This window comes from Sorangium sp. So ce117, assembly GCF_051524395.1.
Classification (GTDB): domain Bacteria; phylum Myxococcota_A; class Polyangia; order Polyangiales; family Polyangiaceae; genus Sorangium; species Sorangium cellulosum_B.
On sequence record NZ_CP150309.1, the window covers coordinates 2,329,938 to 2,342,637 of the forward strand.

The window sequence follows — 12,700 nt, forward strand, 5'->3', positions numbered from 1 at the left end:
TGATCGCGCACGCGCGTTCCTCGAGATGTCGATTGAGGACGTGGCCGAGCAGCAAGACGCGCCGGTCAGCACGGCTTACAGATGGCGTTCCCGAGGCATCGCGGCGCTGACGCGGGCGCTCCGACCGCGGCGAGGGTGAGCGGCGGGCGGCTCTGAACGCCTTGCCCCGCCGCCCGCCCACGGGCAGGCTTCCGTCATGGGTCAGCCCGCCGAGAAGCAGCGCCGCGCGACGTACGCCGACCTCGAGGCCGTCCCGCCGAACAAGGTGGCGGAGCTCGTTCGCGGCACACTGCACGTGTTCCCCCGGCCGGCGCCGCGGCATGCACAGGCAGAGACAGAGCTGGCTACCGAGCTCGTTGGGGCGTTCGGGCGCGGGCGCGGGGGCCCTGGCGGCTGGCGCATCCTGGTAGAGCCCGAGCTGCACTTCCCCGACCCGCACGCGCCTGGTGAGATCGACGCGCTCGTGCCGGACATCGCCGGCTGGCGCCGTGAGCGCATGCCCGAGCTGCCCGAGACGGCGTACTTCGCGCTCGCCCCGGACTGGATCTGCGAGGTCCTGAGCGCCTCCACCGAGGACGTCGACCGCGACGAGAAGATGCCGATCTACGCGCGCGAGGGCGTGCGGCACGCGTGGCTGGTCGACCCCATCGAGCGGACGCTGGAGGTGTACGTGCTCGGCGCGGATCGCCGCTGGGGGCCGGCAGTCGTCCACCGCGACGCCGCCCGCGTCCGCGTCGAGCCATTCGACGCCGTCGAGCTCGATCTCTCGGTGCTCTGGGCGAGCTGACCGCGGAAGGCGTAGGGGCGGGCGCGCGTCAGCCGCCCGACTCGATCCAGCAGCCGTTCGCCTGCCCTCCCCACGCGCCGGAGAGGTGGAACTTGTCCGGCGGGTAGATGCCACCCGGGGGGCGCCCCGCGACGGTGATGCGGCGTTCGTGGTCATAACAATACGAGCCGCTCAGGTAAAGATAGCGATCCTTGCCGCCGTTGATCGTCGTATTGAGCGTGACCTGCGTTCCACTCACGGTCTGCCAGCTTCCGTCGACGCGCCTTTCCATCTTCACCGTCAGGTCGTCGTTGCCGTCGCCCTGGCTGACGAAGCACGCCCCCGCGACGATGCGCGAGTATTTGCCCAGGTAGCCGCTCGCCGTCCAGCTCGGCAACGACGTGGTCATGCTCGCGAGGTGCTCGGAATCGTCCACGCCGCCGAACGAGAGCGCCTTATTGTCGAAGTAGCTTTGCCACGACGCCGCCGCGCAGTTCCCGGCGGTCGCCTCCGGCCCCGCGTCGTAGACCACGGAGAGCATCCGTGTCCCGCCGGTGATCGAGACGTGCTGTTCGAAGAGCCGCGGCGCGACGTCGGCCGAGGCGTCGGCGCTCAGCAGAACCTCGAGCGGCGTGATCTCGGTCCCGTCTTCGTGGACGAGCGGCATGAGCTTGTCGTCCTCGGGCGAAGAGACGACGAGGACGCCGATCTGGGGCGCCGCACTGCTCGGATCCTCGTCGATCAGCGATACCGTCCCGACACGCGGCACCACGAATCGATTCAGCACCTTGCTCTCGATCCTCTCGATGGCCCGAGCAGGCTGGTCGCCGGCGCTCTCCTCGAGCGTCTCCCGCCCGAAACCGCGCGAGGCGTGGCTCGCGGACGCCTCCTCCGAGACCTGCCCCGCATCGCCCGCCTCGACCGCGCAGCCTGCCGCGAGCAGCGTGGCTGCAGCGAAAACACCCAGAACGCGCCTATCGTTCAACATACTCGCCTCCATTTCCTGTGAGGTACCCTGCGCATTCCGAGCAGTGCATTGGCCGTACCCGTGCGCGCACGGCGCGGATCGCCCGGATTTCAGCCGATCAGGAGCGAGCAACGTGGAACGGCGTCGTGACGCTGTCACGCAGGTGCGACGCCGGGTGTCATGCCCGTGCGACAGGGGCCCGCCTGCGGCGCTCGCCGCCGTCGCGGTCTACGCGGACGGCGCGGACCTCCGACTCGACGTCGTGATGTTGCCCTTCGTGTCCGGCGCCGATCCGGCCGCCCTGAAGGAACTCGGCGCGAGCTCCGCGACGCTCCCAGCACCCCCGCGGGCGACGAGGCGGCCGGCGAGAGGGGTCCGCGTGGCCACCGTCGGCCTTGGGAGCGCAAGCACTGTGGCGATTTCGAGCGTCGTCGTCCGGTGTGGAGCCCGCACGATCACGGGTTGCCAGACGCCACGGCCCGGACGCTCCTCAACCGCAACGTGCGAGGCTTCCTCAATCGCTTCTCCCGCGCCGGCGCGCCCGCCCACTACTTCGGGCGCGAGTGGATCTCGCTGCAGCACCGCCCCGCCGCGCTGCGCGGCCTCGACGCCGCGCCGGACGGCGCGGTCCTCGTCGAGGTCTTCGCGGGCCTCGACGCGGCGCTCGCGATCCCTCCGGAGCTCGCCGCGCCCGACGAGCGCGTCATCGACCGCTGGCTGGGCAAGGTCCCGGCGGCGCTCTCCGACGTCCTGCCGGCGCGCCTCTCGCTCGACGCGCTCGCCCCGGCGCCCCGTCGGCGCGCGGACGACGACCCCGTACGCGTTTGACGCGACGCCCCGGCGGTGGTCCGATGCCCAATCGGGCACGTAGACGGGCACGTGGAGTAGAACGGGGAGGTCCGCTTGCGAATCGCGGTCATTGGAGACTCGATCCTGTGGGGGCAGGGGCTTCGCCCCGATGAGAAGATCGCCGCGCGGGTGGCGGCGGTGCTGAGCGATCGGCCGGGGACTCCCTCCGTGGAGGTGCGAAGCTTCGCGCATAGCGGCGCGGACATTTGGCACGACGGGGAGGGCGACATCGACATCATCCTCCCGATCCCGAGGCGCCTCGGCCAAATGGACGGCGTTCCCTCGGCCGACCTCCGGGACGCGCAGGTGCCCTGCCCGGGGCCGGCGGAGCGCGAGGAGGTCGGCGAGATACCGCGCGAGGTTCCCTACACGCTCAATCAGGTCGACCGCGCTGCGCTGGAGCTCGCGGAGACCCCGCCGGACGTGGTGCTCCTCGACGCGGGCATCAACGACGTGAACGTGACCAACATCGTGCTGCCCTTCAAGTCGCGCCGCGCTCTCCACGAACGCACCCGGTCCATGGGCGACCGCGTCCGGTGCCTCCTTGAGCACGTACACGCAGCCTTCCCTGCGAGCCGGATCGTGCTCACGGGCTATTACCAGATCGTCACCGAGCACAGCGACGTGGCGGCCCTGATACGCTACGCCGCGGGGCTGCTCACGCATTTCGAGGAGTGGTGGCGTCCGGAATACAACGTCTCCGCGTCCGCGACGGCCGTCTTCGCGGCGGCGACGCTGCTCGAGAACAAGCGCGAGCTGCTCGCGGCCGAGGTCGGTCCGGCAGCCATCCTCTCCAGCGGGGTGGAGCGCGTCAGGGCGATCGGGCCGCAGGTGAGCCTCGGCGATCTGCTGATCGAGCCGCTGCGCGCGAAGCTCGTGGGGCTGTCCCGGGTGTTCGCGGAGACCGCGGAGCACGTCCTGCGCGAGCAGGTCGAGGCGTTCAACGCACTGCCCGGCAGGCGCGCGTCGCTCGCGCTGCCCTCCATTCCGCCGCAGCACGCCATCCAGACAGCCGACCCCTGGTTGTTCGGCCTCGACGATCGGCTCGCGCCCCAGGACCCACTCGTCGCCGTCCGGCGCGGCCTCTGCGACCGATTCAGTGTGCCCCTCCATACTCGCTTCTTGTGGGAGCGCGCTTCGGTGGGGCACCCGAACGCCCGCGGCGCCCGCGCCTATGCGGACGCCATCCTCGCTCAGCTCGTCTGAGCCGTCACACCGTCAGGAGCCACCGGGCCGCGACGCATGGAGAGCCGGACCTAAGGTATCCCCTTGAATTCTTCGGAAAATTCACAGTGAGTAGCCGTGTTCCTCGTCAAGAGGTAGCTGCGGAGAAAGACCAGGGTCGGCCCGCCTTCACCATCGCGTTGAGGATGGCGAGGAGCTTGCGCATGCAGGCGGTCAAGGCGAGCTTGGCGGGCTTCCCAGCCGCGATCAGTCGCTCGTAGAGCGACTGCAGGACCGGGGTGCAGCGCAGGCCCGAGACGGCGGGTGACGCGTGAGAGCGTCCCGTGGGTCGACCAGCTGAGCGTCGACCTGGCATCCCCTATGTCTCAGGGAGGTTGCCGCCTCCTCAGCCTGGCAGTCACCGCTCGCGCACACCGGCGCGTCGGCGCGCTCACCACGAGAAGCGCAACGTGACCTCATCCGCGTCTGGCTGGTCGAACGACCAGCCCGTCTGGGTCGCGTCGACCTGCTTGCCGGTCACCTGCTCCAGCGCGCGGCCGGCGAAACCGGCGCACAGCGGTCCGAGGTGCTCGAACCCTGCGACCTCGGTCACGAGCAGCGTCGCCTCGTTCCGCTCGATCTGCGAGCAATCCACCCGCAGCGTCCCGCCGACCATATCCTGCGCCCAGAAGTCGGGGAACTTGCGGAGGAAGAGCCGAACGTTCATCACCCTGAGAAGCAGCTTCATCAAGGTGTTCGCTTCCTTCTCGAAGACCGTCCGGCCGCACCTCACGACGTCCAGGTAGCTCTGCGATGGCTCGTTGTGGACCTGGACGATGCCGCGCAGCACCTCGACGTAGTAGGCGCGAGGGTACCATGCCGTGCTGGACATGGTGGCCAGCGCCCTCCTGAGCTCCTGAGAGAGCCCGTGACGAACCCGGCGGACCCCAGCCTCGTCACACAGCACGTCCGAGTACGCTGCTGCATTGAGAATCAGAGAGCCCCGGGTCATCGGCTCTTGCATACAAGCACTTTTGCGGAAGATCTCGCTGACACAGCAGAAGAAGAGATCAAAGGGTCGCCTCCGTCAAGGCGGCTTGAGCGCGTGGGTAAAGGGAGCCGGATCGCATCGCGCGGAAGTGTGGCGCGGCACACCGAAGTGGCGGGCCCGCGAGCGTCGTGACACCTCGTTCATGGGTCGAAGGAGCGGGCCCCGGGCGGCGCAGGGTGAGACGAGGGGCGCATCGGTGAGCCGCGGGCACACGTCGCCCTCCGGGCGCTGGTCTGGCCCGGGATGTTGTTGCGGCCCGATCGGCTTGCGCCACAGGCTTGCCGATGCGAGCACCCCCGCGTACTTGACGGTGTAAGAGCGCGGGGGCGGGACGCTGGTCGCGAGTTCAGGGGCTCGCCTCGGTCTTTTCGAGCTTGTTGATGACACCTCCCCTGTCGAGCTTGTAGCGAATCTCGAGGTCGAACATGGCCCGCTCCTTCGAAATCGCGGCAACCTCGCCCGAGTAGTCTATCCCGTCGTCGTCGGTGAGCTCGAACATCCAGTGGCGCGCCGTGCAAAGGTCGGGGATGTACGGGTCGACCTTCGTGAACACGAAGTCTCCGGGGTTCACGTAGGTGTTCTTCAGCTTCTGCAGGGCGCCCCAGTTTGCGGGGTCCGCGACGTCGTTGTCGTACGTCTCCGCCTTCACCTCGTAGATCTTGCAAGGGGTCGCCTCGGTGATGTTCTCGACCCCGATGTAGAACTTCGTGCTCTTGTCGTCGGGCGGCTTGGGCGGCTCGACCTTGGCCGCGGTCTGGATCGGCCCGGAGAGGTCCGAGCGCAGGCCCAGCGTCGTGACGAGGCGCACCTCAAAGGTGCCTGTCGGGAGATCGGGCAACATCTGGACCATGAACGTGCCCTTGAGGTTGTCATTGGCGATGGGCTGGTCAATGGTCCTCCCCGTGCCGGACTTCACCACGGTTCCGGCCGAGTCGAGCAGCTCCCATCGCGTGGTGTCCGGCGCGTAGAGATGGGAGGCCAGGATCTCCAGGTAAGCGCACGGTCGCATCGTGGCGCCGGTCTGGGGCTTCCCGGGTTCCTTCCTTCCCCCGGCGCTCCCGCCGTCCTGGTTCACCCACGAGACCCGCTGGAGGATGGGCGAGTACTGCGGCAGGTCGAGAAACGTCGTAGCCTTTCCGCGGGCCCCGTTGGTCGCGATCAGATCGTAGGGCCCGGGCGGCAGGTTCAATGGCAGGCGCAGCTCGGCGGTGCCGGCGTCGATGAAGCGCAGCACTTCCAGGGAAGTCTCGGGCCCGGGCCTCCCCTGGGGAGCGCAGGAGAACTGGCACTTTCGGACGTCGCCTGGCGAGCCGAAGAAGCCCTTGGCCCGCACGACCGCGTGGGACGCCTTCTTCTCGACCGGGCGCCGGGCGACCGACTCGAAGCTCAGCGGGCGCAGCAGCAGCTTGATCGGAACCGCGTTGGACGACTCCACCGCTCCGTTGAACACGCTGAGATCGTAGTCGCCCGGGGGCAGCCGCTCCTCCGGCGGGATCAGCACCAGGCCCTGGTCGGCCTCGACATGGTACATGAGCACGCCGGAGCCCTCGGCCGGGCGGCCGCGCGGCCGGAAGATCGCGGCGATCACCTTCCTCGAGTCGAAGGTCTGGAACCGGATCCGGACCGTGTCACCGTACCAGGCTTCGTTGCCGGCCGCGTGAGCCGGCTCCACGGTGGTTTGCAGGACCCGCGGCGGCAGGCTCTGGAGCGGCCGCTTGCCGAGGTTCTGGTGGAGCAGGATGCCGGCGTTGGTGAGCGTGAGCAGATCGCGAAAGCCGTCGCCGTCGAAGTCGCCCAGCGCCGCGTGCCAGGCGCGGTGTCCGCCGCCGAAGAACGGGGAATTCTCGAGCAGCTTGATGCGGTCGGGATCGAACCGCGGCATGTCGAGATGGAGCGGACCCCGCGAGGGCGAGTCGCCGAAGATCGCCAGAATACGATTGCCCAGGTGATCCGGCGAGTAATCGTCGATGGGGTGGTCACCGGCCCTCGCGTCGAGCTTGTCGGAGAAGACCAGGATGTCGATGAACCCGTCCCCGTCGAGATCGTCCATCAGGAAATGGGCGCCCGAGAAGACCTTGGTGATGGGCCCGCCCCCGTAGCCGATCCACGCCTTGTCGAGGTTCTCGGTGTCGGCGTCGAGGCCCACGGGAAAATCGGCGGGCAGGTACTGCGATCCGCGCAGGACGCGCCCTCCGGAGGACGCGAGCACCGAGCGATCCGGGCCCAGGAGGCCATGGGTGGTTCTGGCGGTGCCGAGAGGAGCGCTGATCTCTTGGAAGGCTCTCTTTCCGTCGGTCTGGATGGCAGTCCCGTCCCACCAGCGCAGGACGCCGTTGAGGGAGACGGCGTCGCGCCGGTCGGCGCCGACGAGGACGTTCTTCTTCAAGGTCAGCACCTGGAAGGAAGGGCCCTTGTAATAGCCGCCGCCGTCGTCGGCGTCGCCGTTGCTGAACGAGCCCTCGTCGATCGTCACCGGATCCTGGAAGGTGCCGTCGCCATTTCCGAAGAGGAAGCTGAGCTTGAGGTCGAACTTGTTGCCGGGGATCACCAGCGACACGTGCAGGACGGCCATGTCGAGGTGGCCGCTGCCGCTGAAGTTCCCGAGCGTGATGTACGAGGCGTCATTCACGCCTTTTGGCTGGACCTCCATGCGGGGCTGGAAGGTGCCGTCGCCGTTGCTCAGATAGACGTCGATGCGATCGGCGTGGGCGTTGGCCACCAGGATGTCGTCGCGGCCGTCGCCGTTGACGTCGCCCACGGCGATGTCGCTGAAATAGAGATCGTAGATACGGTAGTCGTCGTTGATGAATTCGATCTTCGGCATGGCGGCGAACACCGCGTCTCCGCCGGCTGGAGGGGTGTTGTTGAGAAAGGGTCGGACAAGATAGCCCTTGAGGTACTTGGTCCCCTCGACCTCGCACCGACCGCCGGTCTCCCAGTGGAGCACGGCGAAATCGGGCTTCCCGTCCCCCGTGAAGTCGCCCACCACGATCTTCTTCGCCCACGTGGCGTGGCCGAGGCTCCTCGGCTCCGCGAAAATGCGGCCGTCTTTCATGCGATTTCCTCCTTCGCGTCGTGACGTTTCGAACAGCTACTACGGAGGGTCGGCGAGCGTGGTTTCACAGATCCGCGCAAGAGCGCCGGGCGGCAGGAGGGCCGCCGTGGCCGCGCAGGCGTACGAGCGGAGCCGGAGCGACCGAGGTCGCGGCTCGTTGGCAAGGGAGGTCGCGGTGAGAAAGACTTAATCGGCGCGCGGCAGGGCTTGCTCCGCAGCGCTCTCCGGCGGGGACGTGCGCGGTCGAGCCCGCGCGTCATCGGCCTGTTGCGAGGCCTCCTGCCGGAGATGGCGGCGTGGCTCGACGGGGGGTGATCACGTCACGGCTTGGGGGCCGTCGTGCCCGGGTTGTAGTGCACGATGATGCCGCGGTCCTTGTTGCACTTCTGGACCTTCTCGTCCCACACGCAGCCCGCCGGGCACGGCTGCACGCTGGGATCGCCCGTGGGGCAGATCTCGGCCTCGCCCTCTTTCGCGGCGGGCTGCTCGGGCGCCTGCGCGCCTCCGCAGGCAGAGAGCATCCAGGCCAGGACGGGGAGCACCAGAACGATCGCCGATCGACGCATGCAGACCTCCACGAGCCCGCGATGGGTGGGCTCCGGCGTCGACGTCTACCAATTCCCGGGCCTGCGGGGCCAGCGCTTCCGCGCGACCAGGACGAGCGCCGCGGCGAGCGCGGCGAGCGCGGGCGGAGCGCTCGGGCCGCCCTCGCCGGCCGCGCAGGCGCACCCGCGCGGGCTCGCCGCCACGCGCGCGAAGGCCGGCGCGACCTGCCTGCCGTCGAGCGCGGCGCCCTCGCCCGAGGTGATGAAGCCGGCCCACGCGTGCGGGTGCGGGCGCTCACGCCGGATCTCGATCTGCGCCGACCGCAGCGCCTCGCTGCGCCCTCCGCCGCGCGCGAGCGCCGCGTAGTACGACGTCATGAGATCTCGCGTCGCCATGTCGCCGACCTTCCACAGGCTCATCACCTGCGTCTCCGCCCCGGCGAGGAGCAGCGCGCGGCGGAGCCCGTAGACCCCGTCGCCGCGCGGCACCTCGCCGAGGCCGGTCTCGCAGGCCGAGAGCACAACGAGCTGGGTCCCGTGGAGGTCCAGCGAGGAGATCTCGAGCGCGGTCAGGATGCCGTCGTCCTCGTCCGAGCTGCTCCGCCGCGCGTTGGCGCCGGCCAGCGCCAGGCCCGAGCGCAGGAGCGGGTTCTCGCGAAAGGCGTGGCCCTCGATCTCGGCGCCGCGGGGGCTCGCCGGATCCGCCGGGGAGCCCTGGTCCGGGAGGAAGAAGCCGTGCGTCGCGATGTGCAGCACGCGCGGCCGCTGCGCCCGCTTGAGGGCCTCCTCGGTGGCCGACGGGCCGGTCAGGACCGTCGCGCTGGCCAGCGCGCTCCGCACCGCCTCGGCCTCGCGCTCCGTGCCCGGCAGGGGCGGGAAGCGCGCCCCGGCCAGCTCGGCGGAGCGCAGCCCGCGCGTGGCGTCGTCGTCCGGCGCGAGCTCCGAGGGGCTGCCGAACGCGGGGTCGGCGATGACCAGCACGCTTCCACGTGGCGCTCCGGCCTGCGGCGCCATGGCGCCCGCGGCGCGCAGCAGATCTCGCCCGCTGGTCAGGTAGGTGAACGAGGCGCGGTCGATGAGATAGCTGCCCTCCTCGTCGACGAGCGCGGCGAACGGCACGAGGTTCAGCGCGCCGTCCGGGCTGAGGAGCAGCCAGCGCGCGGGGCCGAGGGCGCCCCGGATCGGCTGCATCACGAGCGCGTCGAGGCGGCGCGCGCGCTCCCGGGGGTCTCGCTCCGGGTTCGAGAGGTCCCGCGAGAGCTCCGCGGCCGCCGCGTCGATGGCGGCGGCGTCGCCGAGATCCACCCCCGTGACGTCCCCGCGCCGCCCGACGACATAGGCCGCGTAGCGCGGCTTGCCCCACGTGGGCCTCACCGGCGGCCCGAACGCGTCGTGGGGCCGGTACTGGACGATCTCGACGAGCGCCGCCCCGTCCGGGATCGCCGCCTGCACGCCCTCGACGGTGATCGGCGGTTCCTTCGCGTCCGCCGGGCGCGCGGCGCGCGTCCGCGCGGCGAGCTGGAACTCGAGCCGCTGGCGCTCGGCCTCGAGCTGCTGCACCTCGCGCTGGTGCTCCTCGGCGGGGAGGTCGATCGGGCCGCGCGTGATCGCGGTGGACAGCTTCGCGTCGAGCTGCGTGAGGGCGTCGAGGAGCGCCCGGCCCTCGGCGTCGAGGCTCCGCCGCAGCGACGCGAAGCTCTCGGCGATGGCGTCGAGCGCGAGCCCCTTGCGCCGGAGGATCGACCGCAGGGCGAGCCGCGCCGCGGCCTGGTCGCGCGGGGCATCCTGGAGGTGCAGCGAGAGGGTCGCGTCGGTGTCGCGCTGGACGAGGCCCATGTAGAGGCGCTTCTGCCGCTCGGAGCCCCTCGCCAGGTTGGCCCGGGCGCTCCGGTCCTGGAGGCCGGCGGCCCGCTCGCGCGTCCGCACGGCGACGGCGGTCCGGCCCTGCGCCACGTACAGGTTCGCGAGGTGCCCCAGCGCGCGGACGATGGCCGGGTGATCCGGCGCGAAGACCCGCTCGCGGATCACCAGCGCCTGGAGGAGCAGCGCCTCCGCCGCGGGATCGCCTTTGCGGGTGAAGAGCACGCCGAGCTCCTCCAGCAGATCGGCGCGCACCGCGCTCTGCGCCGGGAGCGCGGGCTCGAGCCGCGGACGAAGGTCGAGGAGGCGCCGCTCGGCCTCCTCGACCTGCCCGCGCCGCAAGGAGAGCTGCGCGGCGCGCAGATCCGGGATCGCGTAGGCCCACCCCGAGCCGCCGGTGGCCTCCCTGAGGATCACGCGCATCTTGTCGAGCGCCTCCGCGAAGGAGCGCAGCGCGCGTCGCTCCAGGTACAGCCGCGCGAGCGAGTCGACGGCATAGAACTCGCCCCAGCCCTGGAGGAGCGGCTGGGCTCGCTTCAGGAGCTCCTCGGCGCTCTGGAGGTCCCCGAGGTCCAGGTAGACGTTGCCGAGCCGGGCATAGAGCATCCCTTCGTCGTGGAAGGAGGGCTGCTCGCGCGTCAGCCCCCGCACCAGCAGCGCCTCGGCGCGCGCGTAGTCGCCGTAGCCGAGGTAGAAATGCGCGAGCTCGCTGTCGAGCCCGGAGGTGCCCTCCAGCAGCGCAAAGTACCTGTCGGCGAGGGCGGCGCCCTCGGCCAGATCGTCTCTCTCGACGGCTGCTCTCCAGCGCTCGTGGGCCGCGGAGAGGGCCTCGCTCGCCTGGTCGGCGGGGCTCGGCTGCGCCGCGAGCGGCGCGGGCCGGGCCGCCGAGACGAGCGCCGCCACGGCGAGGGAGAGGAGCCGCGCGCGGCGGAGGTCGGCGCGCGCGGGGCGGAGGGGCGGCATCGCGGAGCAGGGGGGGGCTTTGCTGCGCATCAGCCACTCGATCAGGCCCGCCGCGGGGCGCGGCGAGCCGCTGGGACGGCGTCGCGGCCGCCTCGCGCGGCCGCGGCGCACCTCACTTCGCCTCGACCTTCACGTTGGCGTTCGCCTTGAAGCTCGCCTTCCCGCCCGCGCCGCCGCCGCTGTCGTCGTCCGCGGGCACGGTCGCCTTCAGCTCGAACGACGGCGGGGTGTTGGGATCGCACTCCGGCGGCGGCCCGAACCCGTCGGCGTTGAACTTCCACGCGAGCGACCCCGAGGCCGACGGATCCTTCCGGATCGCCTTGATCTCCACCTCGTGCTCCCCCGCGCGCGCCGGCGTGCAGTACGAGAGCAGGTAGAAGCGCTTCATGTGCGCCTCGATCTTCGCCGCGATCTTGTCGAACGACTCCTTGACCTTCGCCTGGTCCGCCGCGAGCTCGGTCCCGTCGCGCCCGATCTCGTCGAGGCGCGCCTTCTCGATCTCGGCGCCGACGCCGACGACGAAGATCTGGTAGTTCTCGTACTCTTCCTTCTTGAGCTCGTTCAGCATGTCCTCGCGGCTCACGCGGTTCGCGCGATCGGTGCCGTCCGAGAAGACGACGAGCGTGCCGAACTTGAGGGGACGCCGGTCCTTGTCGAGCTGCTTCTTGAGCTCCTTGATGCCCTCCACAACGCCGCCGTGGAGGTTCGTCGACGTGTCCTTCGGCTTGTAGCTCCGGAGCCCCTCGAGCCCGCCCTCGACCGAGCCCTGCGCCTCGGTGAACGGCACCACCGAGTGGATCTTTACCTCGCCGTCGAACGCGTAGACGCCGACCTTCTGGCTCTTGCCCACCCGATCGCTGAACGACTGCGCGGCGTCGACGAGGGGGTCGGCCTGGCCCGACTCGGTGATGCTGCCGCTCATGTCGACGAGCAGCATCGTGTACATGACCGCCGCGACCTCGGGGTTCTGGATGGTCTGCTTGCTCTCGAACTTCGAGACGATCTCGCCGTCCTCGGAGATCTCGAAGTCCTCGGCCGTGAGGCCGCCCACCGGCTCGTCCTCGCCGGCATCGACGCTGAAGAACACCCAGACGTTGTTCGGCTTCTTCTGGGCGGAGTTGATCCGGGTCACCCGCAGCCCGCCGCCGCACGCCACGCTCGACAGAGCGAACAGGGCGGCGAGCAGGATCCGGAACGCTGGAGAACAAAGGAGGATTTTCACGCGCGCGATTAGCGCGCATCGGACGCCGCGATGTCAATTCGCTGCCGCAGGTCGCCCCGCGACCGCCTCGCCGGGCGGGCACGGCCGCACGGCCGCGCCGGCGGGGGGAGGGCGGCACCCCACACCCCGAGGCTCCGGCCGCGCCGCGCGCGGCGGCCCCGCGCGGCCTCGCCAGACGCGCGGCCCGCGCGGTCGCCTCGCCGATCGTGCAGGGAGGCGCTCGCGCTGGTTTACTCCGGGAGGGAGACCGCCGTACAT

General features: G+C 70.4%; 9 protein-coding genes and 1 pseudogene. 3 read left to right on the forward strand and 7 right to left on the reverse strand.

Translation table 11 applies throughout. The features are described 5' to 3' along the window. Window positions 1-196: 196 nt before the first annotated feature. Window positions 197-787 carry a Uma2 family endonuclease gene (locus WMF46_RS08750; protein ID WP_437985204.1) on the forward strand — a complete coding sequence of 197 codons (591 nt, stop codon included), beginning with the start codon at window positions 197-199 and terminating at the stop codon, window positions 785-787. 28 nt (window positions 788-815) lie between these two features. Here WMF46_RS08750 and WMF46_RS08755 read toward each other — a convergent pair whose 3' ends face one another. Continuing rightward, the gene (locus tag WMF46_RS08755) at window positions 816-1,754 is read right to left on the reverse strand and encodes a hypothetical protein (protein WP_437985205.1); all 939 of its coding nucleotides are present in this window, start codon (window positions 1,752-1,754) and stop codon (window positions 816-818) included. Between the two features lie 441 nt (window positions 1,755-2,195). Here WMF46_RS08755 and WMF46_RS08760 point away from each other — a divergent pair, with 441 nt between their 5' ends. Both WMF46_RS08760 and WMF46_RS08765 read left to right on the forward strand, forming a co-directional pair. Continuing rightward, the gene (locus WMF46_RS08760; RefSeq protein WP_437985206.1) at window positions 2,196-2,561 is read left to right on the forward strand and encodes a hypothetical protein; all 366 of its coding nucleotides are present in this window, start codon (window positions 2,196-2,198) and stop codon (window positions 2,559-2,561) included. 75 nt (window positions 2,562-2,636) lie between these two features. Further along, window positions 2,637-3,788, forward strand: coding sequence for a hypothetical protein (locus WMF46_RS08765; RefSeq protein WP_437985207.1), 1,152 nt, complete (start codon window positions 2,637-2,639; stop codon window positions 3,786-3,788). 106 nt (window positions 3,789-3,894) lie between these two features. Here WMF46_RS08765 and WMF46_RS08770 read toward each other — a convergent pair. From WMF46_RS08770 to WMF46_RS08795, 6 genes and pseudogenes are all read right to left on the reverse strand, one after another. Next, a pseudogene (locus WMF46_RS08770) lies at window positions 3,895-4,026 on the reverse strand (IS110 family transposase); the annotation flags it as partial. 171 nt (window positions 4,027-4,197) lie between these two features. Further along, a complete protein-coding gene (locus WMF46_RS08775) occupies window positions 4,198-4,638 on the reverse strand; it encodes a hypothetical protein (RefSeq protein WP_437985208.1) in 441 nt (146 codons plus the stop codon). Window positions 4,639-5,143: 505 nt separating this feature from the next. Next, on the reverse strand, window positions 5,144-7,852 hold the full coding sequence (locus WMF46_RS08780; RefSeq protein ID WP_437985209.1) for an FG-GAP repeat domain-containing protein: 2,709 nt from the start codon (window positions 7,850-7,852) through the stop codon (window positions 5,144-5,146). Window positions 7,853-8,172: 320 nt separating this feature from the next. Further along, on the reverse strand, window positions 8,173-8,418 hold the full coding sequence (locus WMF46_RS08785) for a hypothetical protein (RefSeq protein ID WP_437985210.1): 246 nt from the start codon (window positions 8,416-8,418) through the stop codon (window positions 8,173-8,175). A gap of 45 nt (window positions 8,419-8,463) precedes the next feature. Then, entirely contained in the window at window positions 8,464-11,250 is a 2,787-nt protein-coding gene (locus WMF46_RS08790) for a CHAT domain-containing protein (protein ID WP_437985211.1), read from the reverse strand. A gap of 82 nt (window positions 11,251-11,332) precedes the next feature. Continuing rightward, window positions 11,333-12,442 carry a VWA domain-containing protein gene (locus tag WMF46_RS08795; protein ID WP_437985212.1) on the reverse strand — a complete coding sequence of 370 codons (1,110 nt, stop codon included), beginning with the start codon at window positions 12,440-12,442 and terminating at the stop codon, window positions 11,333-11,335. Window positions 12,443-12,700 lie beyond the last annotated feature (258 nt).